This is a genomic window from Fibrobacterota bacterium (genome assembly GCA_019509785.1).
GTDB lineage: Bacteria > Fibrobacterota > Fibrobacteria > UBA11236 > UBA11236 > Chersky-265.
In genome coordinates, this window is sequence record JAEKLQ010000058.1 from 15957 (window position 1) to 32583 (window position 16627).

A 16627-nucleotide genomic window follows, 5' to 3' on the forward strand; every position below is an offset into this window, starting at 1 on the left:
CGCTTCCCTCCCACCGGGCCCACCTCCCCTCGCATGCTGCAAGACAATGTATTGACAACGATTGTCAATACATTGTCTCTGGATAGGCGAACAAGTCCTTTCCCCGACTCCCCGCGACCGCTCGCCGCTTTTTAGGCTGCGAGCGCTTCGGCGTCCGCGGGGATGGCATCCTCGGCGGCGCGCCGGGCGGGAACCTCGAGCAGCGCGAATGCGGCGGCCACGCGGTTGCGCAGGGCCGCGAAGCTGAACTCCCGTTCCGCGAGGCGGCGACCGGCCGTGCCCATGCGGGCTCGCAAGGCGGGATTGTCGATCAGGGAGCTGAGGGCGGCGGCCCAGTCCTCGGCGCCGGCGCGGTAAGGCACCAGCACTCCGTTTTCCCCGTTATGCACGGCTTCGCGCACGCCGCCCACGTCGGTGGCTACGATGGGCAGGCCCGCAGCGCAGGCCTCCGTGGTGACCATGCCCATATGCTCCTTGCGCGTGGGGAAGACGAAAACGTCGGCGGTGCGGTAGGCTTCCACCAGCGCCTGCGGATCGGCATGGCCCAATCCCGCCAGATGCTCGACGTTGGCGGGCCATTCCCGGCCGATCAGGGCCGGGTCGTTGGACACGATGCGAAGGCGCGCGCGGCCGGCGAAACGCGCTTGGAACAACTCAAATAGGAAACGTCCGCCCTTGCGTTCGAAATCGTTACCCACGAAGAGGAGCACGGGAAGATCGCGCCGCGGTCCCGCCGGGGCCGGCTTCCAATGGCCGATGTCGATGCCGCCCGGGGCCACTACGATGCGATCCGGATCCACCCCGAAATCGTTCAGCAGGGAACGCGCGCACCAATGGGTCCGCGGCAAGAAGGCCTGCACGCGGCGGACGTAGGGGCGATAAGCCGGAGTCACCAAGCGCGATTTGAGGGCGCATCGGAGGGCGGCGCCCGGAGTAGGATCGGTGTCCCGGATGAGGCGATAGGACAGGACGTTGGTGGCATCATGGGCCAGGATCACCGGCAAGCGGGGATCGATCGCCGACAGGGCCGGCAGGATCTCGAAGCTCTGGAGGAAGACCGCATCGCAAGGCGGGGGCGGTTGCGCGCGCAATTTATGCCGCAGGATGGCCGGCCCGATGAAAAGGCCGGAGGCGCGCTGCCATAAGGGGACGTGCTTGCGCAGGGTCGCGTATTCCGGCCCATCCAGGAACACGTAATGGGGCTCAAGGCCCATGGACTCGGCGACCCGTTGCATCTGGCCCGAGAAGGTCCTCCCCCCCAGTACCCGGGACATGAGGAAGAGCACGCGTTTAGGCCGCATCCAGCACCCCCTGCGGCCGGGGCTCGAGGGCCGGGTCCCGGGCCTGCACCTGGCGCAACACGCGTCCGTAGAAATCGAACAGCCTGCGGAAATAATGCTCCGCGTTCCACTCCGCCAGCGAGCGCATGCGCGCATGCATGCCCAGCTCCTTGCGGAGGTTATCATCGCCCATCAGGCGATCGAGCTTGGCCGCCAGATCCTGCGCATCGTTGGGCCGGAACAGGAGCCCGTCCACCTCGTTCTCGATCACGGTGGGGATGCCTTCCAGATCCGATCCCAAGCGCGGCTTGGCGCAGGCGGCCGCTTCCAGAAGCACCCGGCCCATGGCTTCGGTGCGCGAAGGCAGGACGAAGATGCCGCAGCGGCCCATGTGGGCGGGCATGTCCGAAGGCAGGACCGGCGGTTGGTGGAAAATGCCGGGGTGGCCGCCCATGCGTTCCTTCAGCTCGCGATCGTCCGGATACCAACCCAGGATCTTCAGCTTCCACGCGGGATGCCGGGGGGACACGGCCTTGAACGCCTCGATCAAAAGATCCACGCCCTTGAGGCGGAAAGGATAACCCACGAACAGGATGGTTTTCTCCTCGCCCAGATCGGTGAACGGTTCCAGGTTCACGAAGTCGAAGAAATACTCCACCACGGGCGTTTTGATGCGATCCTGGTAATGCTTCAGTTGGGACGGGAACAGGGTCTTGATCCCGTCCGAGCGCGCGAGGGTGAAGCCGACCACCCGGGGATAGAGCCAGCGTTTGCAGGCGAGGGCGAAGCGGGATCCACCCTCCAGGTAATTGGCATAGGAGTCGTATACGCCGTTGACTTCGGGGGCGAAACGGGCGCCGGCCAGGCGCGCGACCAGAAGGCCGATCAGGCCCGAGCGCAGGGGATCGTAGGCCACCACCAAATCCCATCGCTCGCCGCCCAGGCGCGCGGCCAACCCTAAGCGCACCCCGTAGAGGAGGTATTTGACGTGCATCCAGGGCTTCCAGAAGGCCCCGCGGCGATAGCGCAGGGCGGTCAATCGGAAGCGTCCGCAATCGTGATCGCCCGGCTTTTCCATGGTCGTGACGATACGGCCCTCGAAGCGCTCCGAAAGGCGTTCCATGCGCTTGCGCAGGGTGGTGGGGATTTCCCATAGCGGGCCCGGCAGGACCACCAAAAGGCGGTTGCGAATCATGCTATCTCCGGGATGGGGCCCACAGGGTGATGCGCTCGCCGCGCAGGTACCGGAACCAGGCGGCCAGGATGGCCGCATTCACTTGGGCGAAGAAGAAGGGGATCTTGATCAGCAGGTTGTCCCGCGCGGCAGGGAAGGCGAGGCCGATGACGGCCAGGCCCCAGAAGCCGGTCTGCATCACCGCCAGCGCTTGCGCCAGCGGGTCGCCCAAGGCGGCGCCCAAAGCCGTGACGGGGATGAGGAGGATCATGAAGACGGGGGCCAGCCAGCGCATCAGTTTGTGGCTCAAGAGCTGGAAGGAGAAAAAACCGAAGCGGCGGAAATCCAGCAGCTCCAGGTTCGCGAAGAAAGCGGTGATGCCCCGAACCAGGGTCCGCACCTTGCGCTGGTATTCGCTTTGACCGCGCTTGATGTCGCGGTAATACCCGATCACGCTGTCGTCGGAAACGGCGATATAGCCCTTGCGCACGCAATTGAGGACGGTATTGAAATCGGAGGGCAGGTTTTCCGCCCAGGGCATGCAAACGGAGCGCCGGGCCGCGAAGAACGATCCCGACATCCCCACCAGCCCGCGCACTTCCGATTCCAGGCGGCGCAGAAGCATCTCGTAGCGCACGTAAAGGTTCTCGCCCGAGGGCTTGCCCGCCTCGTCCACCATCTTGTCGGTGGAACTCAAGGCCCCCACCCGCGGATCGTCGAAGGCGCGGGACAAACGGCGCAGGGCGTCATGATCCAGCAAGGTACCCACGTCGGTGAAGACCAGGACGTCGCCGGTACTGCGCAGGATGGCCTGCTTTTGCGCATGCTCCTTGCCTTTGCGGTCCTCCACGCGCACCAGCTTCACGCCGGGAAAGCCTTCCACGATGGCATCGGTCCCGTCGCTGGAAGCATCGGAGGCGACCAGGATTTCCAATCGGCCCGGATCGTAATCCAACGTGAGGCTATTCTCGAGCTTGGGCCGGATCCGTTCCGATTCGTTATGCGCGGTGATGATCAGGGACATGCGCGGCGCCTCTTCGCTGCGCAGGGCCCCGCCGGTAAGGGCGGCGCCATCGGCAAGGGTCGCCACACCGGCGCGGGCGGCCCCGCCGGACCCCGGGGATCGGCCCGCCAATTTGCGGGCCGCCACGAGCACCAAGGGATACACGCAGTATGAATAGACGGAAAGGAAGACCAATATGATCAGAGAAAGGGTCGCATTCATTTAATCGCTCCTCCGCCCACGCGGCCGGCGGACGATCCTAAACTAAATTCCGCCGTCCCCATGGCGGAATTATTCACAGGACCCTGAAACCGGGAGGTTACGGTCCCGTTCATGGCCTTCCCCGCGCTTGTAGGTCCGGTTCCCAAAAGCGTATTTGAATCGGACATCCCCTGCCGGCGGAAACCATGCCCATTACCGCATCCGAAACATCCGCGACGTCCCGCATGACCGTGGCCCATGCCATCCACAGCGGGGGTTTCTACGGCGCCGAAAAGGTGCTCTGCGACCTCGCGCGCGAGCAGGCCGCCGCTTCGCCCTATGCGCCGCGCCTTTTGGCCTTGCTCGATCCCGATCAGGCCGGCAACGAAGTCTGCGTCCGCGCCGCGGCGATGGGGGTTCCCGTCGATCACGTGCGCGCCAAGCCGGGCCTTTCCTGGGAAGGCCTGCGGGCCTACGCGCTGGCTTTGAACGCGAGCGGCGCCTCCCTGGTGCATTCCCACGGCTACAAGGCCACCGTCTTCCATCTGCTTTCGCGCTGGCTGGGCTTCCACCGCGTGCCCTTGATCGTCACCGCCCATGGCTACCCCAAGGACTCGGGCGGCCGCAAGGCATCCCTATACAGATGGTTGGACCTGGGGCTTCTGACCGCCGCCGATTGCGTAGTGGCCGTCTCGCGCGAGATGGAAGGCTACCTGCGCGCGCATAATCCCTTGTGCAGACCCTGCACCATCCCCAACGGCATCGCCGCGCAGGCGGAGGTCAAAGGGGAACATCCCCTGCGCGCCGCCTTGGGGACCGCCCCGGACGTACCCATCATCGGGACGGCGGGGCGCATGGCGCCCATGAAGAACCACGCCCTGCTCATCCGCGCTTACGCCCGCGTACGCGCCAATCTCCCTTGCCGCTTGGCCATCCTCGGCGACGGGCCTTTGCGCCCCGAGCTGGAAGCCCTTTGGCGCGAACTCATCCCCGACGAAGAGCCGGGCCTGTTCCCGTTCCAGCCCAAAGTCCTGGAATGGATGGCCGATATGGACGTGTTCGCCATGCCTTCCAACGACGGCGAAGGCCTGCCCATCGCCCTGCTCGAAGCCGGGATGCTATCGCGCGCCGTGGTCGTATCCGACGTGGGTGGCATGCCCGAGGTCGTCTCCGACTGGGTTTCCGGGCGCGTGTTCCCCCGCGGAAACGAAATCGCCTTGGCCCGCGCGCTGGAAGACCTGCTGGCGGATCCGGGGCGGCGGGAATCCTTCGGGAGGAATCTGCGCGCCGAGGTCCTCGCCCAACACGATATCCGCGCGGTCCATGCGCGCTATATGGAGGCCTATGCGCACGCCCTGGCCGCCTGAGCCCGCCCAAGCCTCCGCAGCGGCCGATACGACCGCGACGAGCGGCCCGGAGGCCCGCGCCGACGCCGATGCGAACGCCCGGCCGGCCGCACCCATCGCCACCTCGCCCGTAACGCACGCCCCCGGCCGTCCCCTGCGCATCCTGCAGATCAGCCATGACCTCAAGCCCGGCGGCCTCCAGCGCGTGGTGATCGATTTGGCCCAGGGCCTCCGGCGGCTGGGCCATGACGCGCATATCTGCTCCCTGCGCGGCACCGGGCCCCTCTCCGCGGAGATCCGCGCGCGGGGCATCCCGCTCCGGGAAATGCCCTGGCCGGAGCGCGGATCCGATCGCCGGATGTTCCTGAAGGTAACCCACCTGTTACGGGAACATCGGTATGACGTGGTGCATACGCATAACACCCAGCCTTTCCTGGACGGCGGGCTGGCGGCCCTTCTGGCCCGCGTGCCGGTCCGCATCCATACCGATCATGCCCGCCCCTTCCCCGACAAGATGAGATACATGCTCATGGAACGCCTGATGTCCCTCGCTTACGACCAGGTGGTGGGGGTGTCGGCGCATACCGCCGAAGCATTGCGGCGATACGAAGGCATTTCCCGCCGCAAGCTGGCGGTGATCCCCAACGGCATTGACGGGGAATGGTATCGCGCCGAATGCGCCCGCGCCGATCGCGCGCGTTTGCGGGCGGAGGCCGGCTTGGGCCGCTTCCGGAACGTGTTCGGCCTGGGCGCGCGCCTGGAAGCGCAGAAGGGGATCGCCTTCCTGATCGATGCCATGCCCGCCATCCTGGCACGCCATCCCGACTCCGCCTTGGCGCTGGCCGGTTCGGGATCCCTGGAAGGCGAGCTGAAGGAAAAGGCCCGCGCCTTGGGGGTTGCCGATCACGTGCGCTTCCTGGGATCCTACCCGCAGTTGTTGCGCTTTTATCCCATGCTCGATTTCCTGGTGCTGCCCTCGTTATGGGAAGGCCTCCCGCTTTGCATCCTCGAGGCCATGAGCCTGGGGCTGCCCATCATCGCGACGGAGGTGGGCGGCGTAGGCGATGCCTTGCAGGACGGGCGGACGGCCCGCCTGCTGCCCGCGGCCGATTCGGCCGCCTTGGCGCGGGCGGTGGTCGGCTTCCTGGACGCGCCCGAGGCCGCGCGCGAATTGGGCCGGGCCGCGCGCCGCGCCTTCGACGAACGCCACGATGCCGCGGTCATGGTGCGCGGCTATCTGGACTTGTACGGGCGGAAATCCAACGGAACGGGATCGCCGGGAACGCGATCGGTCGGGGATCGGCGCGCATGAGCCCCTATCGCGTCGGCTTCTGGACTTGGTTGGCTTACCTGCTGATCGATTTCGGCCAGGTCCATCGCATCGTCCCGGGCATGTCCCATCTGTTCCTCGGGGCCCTGGCCACCGTCACCTTGATCGTGCTGGTCTTGACCGAACTCCCCCGCGGCCTTACCGCCCCCGGAGGCGGCTGGTTCAGGCCCCTGGTGGTCTGGCGGGTGCTCTTCCTTTTCGCCATCGCCACCGGCCTTCTCTTGGCGGTGACCCAGGGCCGCGCCTTGATGGTTCTGAAGACCGAATTCCCGCGCTTCCTCGCCGCCTTCCTGGGCGCGCTGCTTTTCCTCCGGAGCGTGGACGATTTGCGCAAAGTGCTGAACGCCATGCTGGTGATGGACTTCCTGCTTTCGGCCTGGGTCATCGCCCATCACGGGCACGGGCCGGGCCTGTACATCGACGAGAACGACGTGGCCCTGGTGCTGGTGATGCTCCTCCCCTTCCCCTTCCTGCGCATCTTCGCGCCGGACAGCAAGGTAACGGCGCGGTTACTATCCATCGGGATCTTCGGGTTATCCCTTTGCGCCATCGGCATCACCTTGTCCCGCGGGGCCATGGTGGGCAGCATCCCCGCCCTGCTCTTCTGCTGGATGAAGAGCCGTCAGAAGGTCCTGAGCCTGGCGCTGGGCGGCCTGGCGCTGGTCTTGGCGGTGCTGTTCGCGCCGCCCACCTTCACCAAGGAATTCGAATCCATCAGCGATACCCACGAGAGCACCGCCGAGGCCCGCCGCTACTATTGGGATCTCTCGACCCAGATGTGGCCGCATCGCCCCATCTTCGGGGTGGGCGCCATGTGTTGGGGCAATGCGCTCTATTCCGGGCTCTTCACCACTCCCGATCGGCGCGCGCATATGACGCCGCATTCGATTTATTTCCAGTGCTGGACCGAGCTGGGCCTGTTCGGCATGACTTGCTGGATCGGCTTCATCCTCGCCGCCTTCCGCGAAACGCGCTCCTTGGGCCGACGCAAGCTGAACGCGGGCCTGGCCATGGTCGCCGATGCCGATCCCGATCCTCTCCAAGTGGCCCGTCTGCGGGCCACCATGGATTTCGTCGGCCCCTTCTCTTCCTGCCTCGCCATCGGTATGGTCGGATACCTCGTGAGCGGCGCCTTCCTCTCGGTGCTTTTCTACCCGGGCTTCGCCCTCTTCGCGGCCATCGCCCAGGCCACGGCTGCCGTGTGGCGGCGGGAGCTTTTGACCGAAGCCATGCGGGCCCGCGCGGGCGATCAGCCCGTTCCGCGCAGGGCGGAAGCGGCGCAATGGGTCGCTTCATGATCGCCCGCCAGGACATGACCGCCGATGCCGAGGCGCAGTCTCCCGCGGCGCTGGCCCCCTCGGTGGGCCCGGCCACGGTGCCCACCACGGACCCGGTGGCGGCTTCGTCCGCGGTTTCGGTGACGGCACCCAACCCGGGCCCTTCGGCGCCCGCCCAGAAGATCTTCGCCGGCGCGGGCTGGCTCGCCCTGTCCAAGGTGGGCTCGCAGATCTTTTCCTGGGCCGGCACCTTCTACGTGGCCACCCATCTGTCCCCCAGCGATTATGGCCTCTCCAACCTGTCCACCGCTTTTACCGAGTTCGCCGTGATCCTGACCAACCTGGGGATCGGCACCACCTTGGTGCAGCGACAGGAAACCGATTCCGTAAAGGCCGACAACCTGTTCACCGCCACCTTGGGCCTGGGCGTCCTTTTGGCCTTGAGCGCATTGGGCCTGGCCTACGTGGGCGCCTGGTATTTCCGCGATGCCCGCCTGGTGGCCCTCACCCAGTTCACCGCCTTCATCTATCTGCTCAGCTCGCTGACCATCGTTCCCTACAATTTCCTGAATCGCGACATGCGCTTCCGGGAGCGGGGCTTGCTGGACATGTACAGCGTGGTGGCTTCCATCTCGATCCAGATGCTGCTGGCCCGCCTGGGGTTCGGCGTGTGGACCTTGCTGTGGGGATCGGCGGTGCGCTTCGGGGCGCGCCTGGGGCTCGCCTTCTGGTATTCCGGCTACCGTCCGCGTTTGCGCTTCAGCTGGACCTTGCTCAAGGACGACATCGCCTTCTCGGCCCGGCTCACCCTGAACTGGCTGCTGTTCGTCCTCAAGGAACGCAGCATCCCCATCCTCATCGGGCGTTCGTTCAGCGTCGCGCAATTGGGCCTGCTCGGTTTCGCGGGCAGCCTGTCGGGCATCCCCAACCTCAAGATAGTGCAGCTCCTGCGCGAGGTGCTTTTACCTCTCCTCTCCAAGCGCAACCACGATCCCATCGCGCAATTACGCGGCTTGGGCACCGCCCTGAAGATGATGACCCTGCTCATCCTTCCCATCTACCTGTGCGGATGGCATTACGGAGTCGATACCCTGTCCTTGATCCTTCCGGAACGCTGGGTGCCCATGTTCCCGCTCTTCGAGGCGCTTTGCCTGGTGCAACTCTGGACCGTGCTGGCCAGCATCGTGTCCATCTACAACACCGCCCAGGGCAAGCCCGGCCGCTCCACCTGGTACGAAGGCGCCATGGCCCTGTGCATCCCCATCGCCACCCTGGCCTGCCTGCATTTCCGCCTGATCCAACTGGCGCATATCTGGTCGGCGGTGGGGGCGGGCGTCTTCTTCATCTGGTTCCTATGGCAATTCCGATCCGAGACCGCCCTGGTGCGCGGCTTCCTCGGCCAGGTCTTTTCCGCGATCGGCGTTTCGGGAGCATTGTTCGCCTTGGATACGCTGGTCTCGCGGCATCTCCCGGGAGCCGGGATGGGAAGGGAGATGGGAAGAGAGGTGGCCTGGGCCGTATTGCTGGCCCGCATCGCCCTATTCTGCGCGGGCTACGGGCTCTTCCTGCGCCTGGCGCATTGGGAATTCCTGAAGGGGTTGCGGCGGAAATAGCGGTCAGCGGCAGGCCCGGAAGAACGGCGTCGCCGCTCCCCCTACTTCTTCTCGTACTTCCAGTTCCGTCCCTTGCCTTCGGCCATCCATTCCAAGGCCTGCGCCAGGCGCTTCTCCCGGGTCGCTTCCGTCTTCGCTTCCGCCAGCCATTCGATGTACTCGCGTTGCTTGCCCGGAGGGAGCCCCTTGAATCCGGCCGCCGCCTTGGCGTCCCCGCGGAAGGCCGCTTGCAGGAAGGCCGGCAGCTTGGCCGGCGGCTTCGGCTTGGCGCGGTCCTCCGCGCTCCGGCCGGGGTTCTTCGCGCCCTGATCGGTCAGGGCCATCGCTTTCTTGATGCAGGCCAGGATCACCTTGTCCGCGGGCAAATCCTGGAGCGAGGTGATACGGCCGAACTGGCCCATGGCAGTTTCGAAAGCCTTCTCCTCCACGATCAGGCGTCCCAGCCAGAACCCCAGGACCACATGGGCCTTGAAGGCGGCCATATGCATCAGAGGGCTGCCGGCGTAGGTGAAAAAAGGCATTCCCCATTTCACGGTCTCTTCGGTTTCCGGGCAGCCCTTATGGGCCAAGGCGCGGATATGGGTGAGGATGGGCCGGGCGAAGGCGGGGGCGGAAGCGATCTTATCGTCGATGCGCGGATCGCGTTTGGGCATAGACGTTCAGTCCTTCAGCTTGTTGGTTTTGATCTTGAAATGCAATCCGCTTTCCATATAGAGCACGTCGCCCTTGATGGGCAGATAGCCGGCGGGAAAATGGGGCTTGAAGGCGTCGGCCAGGAACCAGATCGTATCATGCGCGTAACGGTAACCGCCCTGTGCCTTCAGGTTCTCCTTCACCACGCCGTAGCCGTACTCGGCATGCCCGTCCGGGAACAGGCGGATGAACTCGCTGCCCACAGGGGCGGGGCGTTCGGCCTCGAGCACGGGGCCCTGGCGGCAGGCCGTGAATACGGCTAGCGCAAGAGAGGCGGCGAACAGCAGGCCGGGAAGGCGCGAAAGTTTACCCATCGGCATGGGGCAGAAAGGTAATTACTGGGCCGCGACGTAGGTATGCGTTCCGGCGTGCGCGGCGTCCGGCGGCAGTGGCTCCGGCCCTGGGGCGGGGGCGAGGCGTCGAAAGATCCAATGGGTCATGCGCGCGCTGCTCCATTTGCCGAAAACGCCCAGGCAGGCCAGGCGGTCCATGGGGGAGAGCGGGGCGCGATTGAGGGATTCCCAATAGCCCCAGGCGCGGCTGAAGGCGGGCGACAACGGGGGGCGGGCGCCCACCCGGAACCAGGCCATCCGTTCCCTCGCCGAGGGGAATTGCCGGGTACTCGTGCCCGGATGATCGCGGCGGAGAAAGAGGATCTCGGGCACTTCGACGAAGGGGCCGTGCAGGCAAAGCTCCGCCAGCAAATTGCGATCGGCGCCGGCGTAGGCCCCGAGCAAGGGAGTGCGCCGCAGGAACTCGGTCCGCATCACGCCGAAAATGGGGAAGCAGGCGTGATCGACGCAGATGCAATCGTGGAAGCGCACGGCCGGGTCGGGCGAATCGGTGCGCAGGCGGATGCCATAGTCCCAGAGCGTCTCGCCTTCCGGCCCGATAACCCGGGTGCGCGGATAGGCGAGCACGGCGGAAGGGCGGGCCTTAAGCGCGGTGACGCAGCGCTCCAGCAGTTCCGGCGAGCAAACGTCGTCATGGGCCGCCCACCGGAAAAAAGGGGAGCGGCCGAGCCGGAACACGCGGTTGAAATTCCAGGTGGCGCCGCGGTTGACCGGTTCGCGCAGATAGCGGATGCGGCCGTCGCGCGCCGCGAATTCGCGGCAAATGGCCTCGGTGCCGTCCTTGGAGCCATTATCGGAGAGGATCAGTTCCCAGTCGGTGAACGTCTGGGCCAGCAAAGACTCAAGGGATTGCCGCAGGTAATTCTCCCCGTTATAGACGGGAAGGCCGATCGTCAGCGAGGGAGCGTCATCCATGCCTTGAAAAAACCTTATGGGCAAGTCACGGTCAATAGGCCATTTGCGATCGGAGCCGCCACCTCGTATCTTCCCCATATGCTGCGAACGGCCCTGCTCCCGATCCTGGCGGCCGTCCTCGTTTGCGGAACGCGCGCCCAAACCACGGCGACCTTCACCGGCGTTCCTTTCGCTTCCGATTTCGAGGACGCCGACGCGGCCTGCATCCAGTCCCGCCCCGCCGCAGGATGCGCGGGCTGGATGGGGATCCACGACGCCCCCATTTCCCTAAGCTCGGGTGAGAAGGCGCATAGCGGCAACAAGGCCTTGCGCATCGAATTCACCAAGAACGAAGACTATGGCGGCACCTGGCGCAAGACGGAAGCCCGCCGCATCTTCACGCGCTTTTACGATTACTACGATTCGGGGTTCGACTTCGCGGCGGGCATGAAAATCCATCGCCTCTCTTCGTTCAACGACGCCAAGCAGATCAACGATTTCGATATCATCCTGCAGCTCAAGGCCGATACCCCGGACGCCAACTATTGCGGCCTTACCGATGCGCGCTGGATCGCCCTATCGTTCAACGGGGGGCCCAACGATTGGGGCAGCGTAGAGGCGCGTTTCACCCCCGTGCGCGGCCGCTGGTATTGCATCGAAACCGAAGTCTGGCTGAATTCGCCCGGCATGTCCGACGGCGAGGCGCGCGTTTGGATCGACGGCCAACTCGTGGCCGAAGGCAAGAAGATGAACATCCGCGGCTCGCTCGATACGCCCATCAACCGCGTGATGTTCGGCGGATGGTACTCGAACTCTGCGGCGGGCAAGAATCCCTGCCCCAACCCCGTCTCGCCCTCGCGCCGCTACGTCGACGATGCGGCCATCTCCGGAACCTATATCGGACTCCTGCCCGCCAGTCCCGGCACGCGCCACCCGACCCATCGGCCCCGCAATTTACCCGCCCACGAGTACGATCCCATCCCGGACTAAGGGCCGCTAAGCAGAGGTCTCGAAAACCGGGCCGGCGGCGGACAAGGCCGGCGCGGCAAGCGCGGCCAGCGCCCCTTCCAAAGCCGCCAGACGCTCCCGCTCATCGCTTTGGCGCCGATCCAGCCAGGATCGGATAGCCGATCTGTAGGCGGGAAGGCCGTTCATCAGTTCGCGGATGCGCGCCTCCAGATCGGCCGCGCTGCCATCGGTATAAACGCAGCCGGCGTCGAAAAACCCGCGCAGCGCCCGCGAGTTCCCCAGGATGAGCGGCTTGCCCATGGCCGCGCCTTCGTAGCCCCCGCAGACCAAGGTGGCCTCTCGCCGCGTCACCGCCATTACGGCATCGCAATGGGCCATGGCCGCGAAGAAATCGTTTTCGGACAGGTAGCCCGTGGCGATGAAATTGTCCGGGGCCGAACGTAAAAGGCGCGCGTAGCCCGCGGGAGCGCGGCCCGTGATGCGGACGATGACCTCGCCGCGCAGGCGGCGGCAGGCCTCCATGGCCGCCTCGATAGGCTCGTCGAAAGCCCAGGACGAGACGAACAGGATTTCCTTGATCGCGCGCGGCTTGGCCTCGGCAGCCTCGGCCAGGGGGCGCCAGGCGGAAACATCGGGAAAGGGATCGGGCAGCACGAAAGCCCGGCCGCCGGCCCGCTCCACGCTTTCGGCCAATTCCGGATTGGTCACCAGGGTGAGGTCGGCGCGCCGCAAGGTGAAATCGCTGAGCAAATCCGAGAGGCGGCGCTTAAGGCCCGCGCCGGGCCCGGAGAGATGCGCGAAATTGCTGTGCCGGTCGACCACGAGGGTATAACCGAGCGGGCCTTTGAGGGCGCCCGCCCAGGCCGCCAAAACCATGGACGGATTCTGGACGAAGACCAAATTTCCTGGTTTTTTCGAGAGGAGCGCGGCGGTGCCGGCCAGGCACCGCGGATAGCGCAGCCAACCCTTGTGCAGGAAAAGCCGGATTTCCGCGCCCAGGATGCGCGCCAGCCCCAGGGACCGGCGCTGGGTCTCCCAGGCGATCCATGTGCGGGAGAGAGTGCGGGAGAGAAATGGGGCGGAAGCGCCGGATGGGCCGTTCCTCACAAACGAAACCTCCGCCCCAGTACGTTGTAGAGGTGCCAGATGCGGCGGTGGCGGGATAGATCGAAAAGGGGGGCCAGCTCGCGATCGACGCTGCCGATCCACATGCCCCCCGAGTAGCGGCGGTAATCCTGGAACAGCAATTGATGCGGGAACAGGTCCCATTCCGAGCGCAGGAACAGGCGGTTGGCATCGTGCAGGACCACCACGCCGCCGGGCGCGAGGAGTTCGCGGGCCTTGCGCAGGCAGGCTTCCCGGGCGCGCCCGTCGATGAGGATGAAATCGAAGGGCTCGAAGCGGTCCGGGTATTCGACGTAACTGCGGAAGTCGGCGTAGGTGCCGTCGCCGTTCTCGGGGTGCCATGGCTCTTGCTCGGCCGGCACGGCATGCACTTCGACGTTAGGGGGCGCCTCTTCCCGGATCCGCGCCGCCCAGGCGGGATCATGCTCGATGGCGATCCAAGCGCCGCCGGGGGCCCCTGGTTCTAAAAGGCGGGAGAAATGGGAGGTGCCATAGCCGGCTCCCCATTCCAGGGCCCGCTTGGGACGCAGGCCGGCAAGCAGATCTTCCATGATCCGGATTTCCCGGTATTTCATCCATGGTTTGCGCACCTCTTGTTTAAGGATGCGCTCCAGGACCTTGTCGCGGTATTCCCGCACGGCCTGATCGAGAAAGGTTTGCAGGGGTGCCGGAATGGTATTTGCCATCCTTTTAAGATGAAAATCGGCGCGCGGGGGCCGCAATAGGAAAGATTCCGCGCGATTGCCGGAGGTTAGCGTGAGGCGGACCCGTTCCACCCGATTTCGGTGCTGCCCGCGAATTCGTCACTTTCTTCACGGATCATTTTGCCGCTTGCGTAAGCAGTCGAAATAACTGACGGGAATTTTACTGGTGCCATCGAGACCGTGGCGGTAGAATAGACAAGTCTCCGCATGGGACCGAGTTCAAGCCTGATGGGATGTGTGCCCGAAGGGCGTCCTCAGCGGCGATACCACCTGACCTGAGCGGCCGGAAAGGGATTTTTCCCGATGTCCCCTGTGTCCCGTTTTGCCTTCGTTTTCGCGGGCATCATCGCCTTCGCAGCCCCTTCCCATTCCAAGGGCATCAGGGTCCGTTTCCTTCCCAATCCCCCGGAGGACTCGGTCGTCAGTTACCAGGTGATGCGCGCCGACGGGCTCAACCTGGCGACGGTAAAGGTGGGGCAGGTTTCCGCCGCGGCCGCGCGCGATACCTTCGATTTCGCGGACACCACCGCCCTCAAGGGTCGGCCCTATGTCTATAGCATCATCGGGCTCGACGCCGGCGGCGGAGCCAGCGCCCCGTCCGAATCCACCGAGGTGGCGCAGCCCTTCCTGGCCTTGCCGGATACCTTGCTCGGGGGTGCCCAGGGCGCCCGTTTCACCTTGAGCATAGGCGCCAACCCCTTGTCCGGCTCGGCGCCCCTGGCCCTTTCCCTGGAAGACAGCTCGCGTTTCAGCTTGCGCTACGACAGCGCGGCGGGGCAAATCGTATTCGCGCCGCGCGGCGCGGCGCGCTCGGGCCAGGTGGTTTTGCATGCGACCTATTTCGGCAAGTTCACCGATCAAGGTTCGGTTTGGATTTCCCTGGAGACCACCGCGCTGCGCCCTTCGCCGAGAACGGAGGGAGGCATCTGGGCCGTTCCTTCCGCATGGTCGTTGCGCCAGGGCGTGCTCCGCATCCGCGGCGCGGCCGGTTCGGCAGGATCTGCAACGGCGGCGAACTGGAGCCTGTGGACGGCGGATGGCGGGACGGTGGCCGTCCTACCCTTGCCGGGGGATGGTTCGGAAGCGGCCTGGGATGGGCGCGATGGAAGCGGCCGCCCGGTGAAACCCGCCGCATACCTTTGGGCCGCGCGGGGACCCGGAGGGACGCTTTTGCGATCGGGATCGCTGCGCATCCTCCCTTAAATACCCTCCCAGACTGATTTCACGGCCGGCGCCGGTGGCGCTTGTTTCCCCCTCCCGCGGAAACGTTTTTCATCGCATGGCCTTTTTCGCCCTGCCTCCCAGCGGAAATGCCACGCCCCCCGCCTTCCTGTTGCGCGCCGGCGATCCCGGTTTCGCCGCCTCCTTCGCGGAGCATATCGGCCGCAACGAAAACGGCATCCTGCTGACCGACTCGGGAACCTCGGCTTTGTACGTCGTTTTCCGCGCCGTGGCCGCCTTACGGGGCCGGGGGGGCCGGGGGCGCGTGGCGGTGCCGGCGTGGTGCTGCCCATCGGTCCCACAGGCGGCCCTCCAGGCCGGACTGGAACCGGTGCTGGTCGATCTCGATGCGACCACCCTGGCGTACGCGCCGGATTCCCTGGAAGCGGCGCGCGCGCATCCCTCCGGGCTGGCCGCCGTCCTCCTGGTGCATTTCTTCGGAAGGGAGGCGGTCCGTCCCGGCGGCGACTGGGGCGAGGTCCTATTCATCCGCGATTGCGCCCAGGACTTCGATTACAATCCCGCTCCGCTGGAATCGGCTCCTTGCATCTATAGCTTCGGCCGCGGCAAGGCGCTGAACGCCGGCCACGGGGGCGCCCTATGCCTCCCGCCCCCGGGCCCCTTCGCCGATGCCTGCCGCGGCGCCTACGCGGAGCTTTCCGTCAGCGGCGCGCGGCCCTTGGCCAAAGCCCTGGCCATCAACGTCCTCTCGCGTCCCCGCCTGTACTGGGCCGTCAGGGCCCTGCCCGGCCTCGGCATCGGCGCCACCGTTTGGGACGCGCCCTTGTCCTTCGCCCGCCTATCGCCCGCCTTCCCGCGCTTGGGATCGGCCTGCCTGGAAGGCTACCTGCAACGCCGGAACGGCTATCGCGGTTTGATCGCGCGTTACCGGGCCTTGGCCCTCGCCTGCGATCCGGCGCGGGCGCGGGCCGCAGGGGCCGCTTTGGAATCCGCCGGGACCGAGCTGGAATCCGTTCCCGTGCGCTTTCCCTTGCTCTTCGAGGATGCGGCCTTGCGGGAGCAATTCCATGCCGCCGTCAAGGCGCGTTTCGGGGGGGTAACGCGCATGTATCCCGCCATCCTCGCGGAGCTCCCCGGCGCGCCCCGGGATCTGGCCGGCGCCGACGGCGATCCTTACGACCCCAAGGCCTTTCCGGGAGCCCGTCGGGTGGCCCGGGAAATCCTGACCCTGCCGGTGGCGGCGGATCTGATGGGCCGCGAGGACGCGTTCCTGGCCTATTTGGAGGGCTTGCTGCGGAAGGCGGGGGCGCTCCGTGCTCCCGTAGCCGATGCCAAGGGGATGGAGCCGGGGGGCGCAAGGGCCGGGTCGGGAACCGAGGTGCCGGCGGGGGCCGAGGGTCGCGATTGGGCGCCGGGGCGCGAACGCGTGAGCCGGCCGGCGCTGTTCCCGGCGCCGTAACCGACAGGGTACCGTTTCACACGG

The 16627-nt window shown here is 66.0% G+C and carries 15 protein-coding genes; 7 read left to right on the top strand and 8 right to left on the bottom strand.

Features of this window, described 5'->3' with window-relative positions:
• Positions 1–131: 131 nt before the first annotated feature.
• Genes JF616_17425 through JF616_17435 form a run of 3 tightly spaced genes read right to left on the bottom strand, consistent with a single transcriptional unit; the run spans position 132 to position 3478 of the window.
• The gene (locus JF616_17425; GenBank protein ID MBW8889539.1) at positions 132–1301 is read right to left on the bottom strand and encodes a glycosyltransferase family 4 protein; all 1170 of its coding nucleotides are present in this window, start codon (positions 1299–1301) and stop codon (positions 132–134) included.
• A complete protein-coding gene (locus JF616_17430; protein MBW8889540.1) occupies positions 1291–2475 on the bottom strand; it encodes a glycosyltransferase family 4 protein in 1185 nt (394 codons plus the stop codon). Before JF616_17430 ends, JF616_17425 begins: the two co-directional genes overlap by 11 nt.
• A 1-nt stretch (position 2476) precedes the next feature.
• The gene (locus tag JF616_17435; GenBank protein ID MBW8889541.1) at positions 2477–3478 is read right to left on the bottom strand and encodes a glycosyltransferase; all 1002 of its coding nucleotides are present in this window, start codon (positions 3476–3478) and stop codon (positions 2477–2479) included.
• A 386-nt stretch (positions 3479–3864) separates the two neighbouring features.
• Between JF616_17435 and JF616_17440 the strand changes: the two genes are divergently transcribed.
• Genes JF616_17440 through JF616_17455 form a run of 4 tightly spaced genes read left to right on the top strand, consistent with a single transcriptional unit; the run spans position 3865 to position 9224 of the window.
• Positions 3865–5025: a glycosyltransferase gene (locus tag JF616_17440; GenBank protein MBW8889542.1), complete on the top strand. Its 1161-nt coding sequence runs from the start codon at positions 3865–3867 to the stop codon at positions 5023–5025.
• Positions 5003–6316 (top strand): glycosyltransferase family 4 protein, encoded by a 1314-nt coding sequence (locus tag JF616_17445; GenBank protein MBW8889543.1) that lies wholly within the window; start codon positions 5003–5005, stop codon positions 6314–6316. Before JF616_17440 ends, JF616_17445 begins: the two co-directional genes overlap by 23 nt.
• On the top strand, positions 6313–7632 hold the full coding sequence (locus tag JF616_17450) for an O-antigen ligase family protein (protein MBW8889544.1): 1320 nt from the start codon (positions 6313–6315) through the stop codon (positions 7630–7632). Before JF616_17445 ends, JF616_17450 begins: the two co-directional genes overlap by 4 nt.
• Positions 7617–9224 (top strand): oligosaccharide flippase family protein, encoded by a 1608-nt coding sequence (locus JF616_17455; GenBank protein ID MBW8889545.1) that lies wholly within the window; start codon positions 7617–7619, stop codon positions 9222–9224. The genes JF616_17450 and JF616_17455 overlap by 16 nt, the downstream gene beginning before the upstream one ends.
• A gap of 41 nt (positions 9225–9265) precedes the next feature.
• Here JF616_17455 and JF616_17460 read toward each other — a convergent pair whose 3' ends face one another.
• The 3 genes from JF616_17460 to JF616_17470 are packed head-to-tail and all read right to left on the bottom strand — an operon-like array spanning position 9266 to position 11185.
• Entirely contained in the window at positions 9266–9877 is a 612-nt protein-coding gene (locus JF616_17460; protein ID MBW8889546.1) for a YdeI/OmpD-associated family protein, read from the bottom strand.
• A 6-nt stretch (positions 9878–9883) separates the two neighbouring features.
• Complete coding sequence (locus JF616_17465; GenBank protein ID MBW8889547.1) at positions 9884–10237, bottom strand: hypothetical protein; 354 nt, start codon at positions 10235–10237, stop codon at positions 9884–9886.
• A 15-nt stretch (positions 10238–10252) separates the two neighbouring features.
• Positions 10253–11185, bottom strand: coding sequence for a glycosyltransferase family 2 protein (locus JF616_17470; GenBank protein MBW8889548.1), 933 nt, complete (start codon positions 11183–11185; stop codon positions 10253–10255).
• Between the two features lie 78 nt (positions 11186–11263).
• On the opposite strand from JF616_17470, the gene JF616_17475 reads away from it, so the two are divergent.
• A complete protein-coding gene (locus tag JF616_17475; GenBank protein MBW8889549.1) occupies positions 11264–12154 on the top strand; it encodes a hypothetical protein in 891 nt (296 codons plus the stop codon).
• Between the two features lie 6 nt (positions 12155–12160).
• Here JF616_17475 and JF616_17480 read toward each other — a convergent pair whose 3' ends face one another.
• Both JF616_17480 and JF616_17485 read right to left on the bottom strand, forming a co-directional pair.
• Positions 12161–13240 carry a hypothetical protein gene (locus JF616_17480; protein ID MBW8889550.1) on the bottom strand — a complete coding sequence of 360 codons (1080 nt, stop codon included), beginning with the start codon at positions 13238–13240 and terminating at the stop codon, positions 12161–12163.
• On the bottom strand, positions 13237–13944 hold the full coding sequence (locus JF616_17485; protein ID MBW8889551.1) for a class I SAM-dependent methyltransferase: 708 nt from the start codon (positions 13942–13944) through the stop codon (positions 13237–13239). Before JF616_17485 ends, JF616_17480 begins: the two co-directional genes overlap by 4 nt.
• A gap of 321 nt (positions 13945–14265) precedes the next feature.
• On the opposite strand from JF616_17485, the gene JF616_17490 reads away from it, so the two are divergent.
• Entirely contained in the window at positions 14266–15165 is a 900-nt protein-coding gene (locus JF616_17490) for a hypothetical protein (protein ID MBW8889552.1), read from the top strand.
• A 76-nt stretch (positions 15166–15241) separates the two neighbouring features.
• Positions 15242–16603 (top strand): DegT/DnrJ/EryC1/StrS family aminotransferase, encoded by a 1362-nt coding sequence (locus tag JF616_17495; GenBank protein MBW8889553.1) that lies wholly within the window; start codon positions 15242–15244, stop codon positions 16601–16603.
• Positions 16604–16627: the final 24 nt, after the last annotated feature.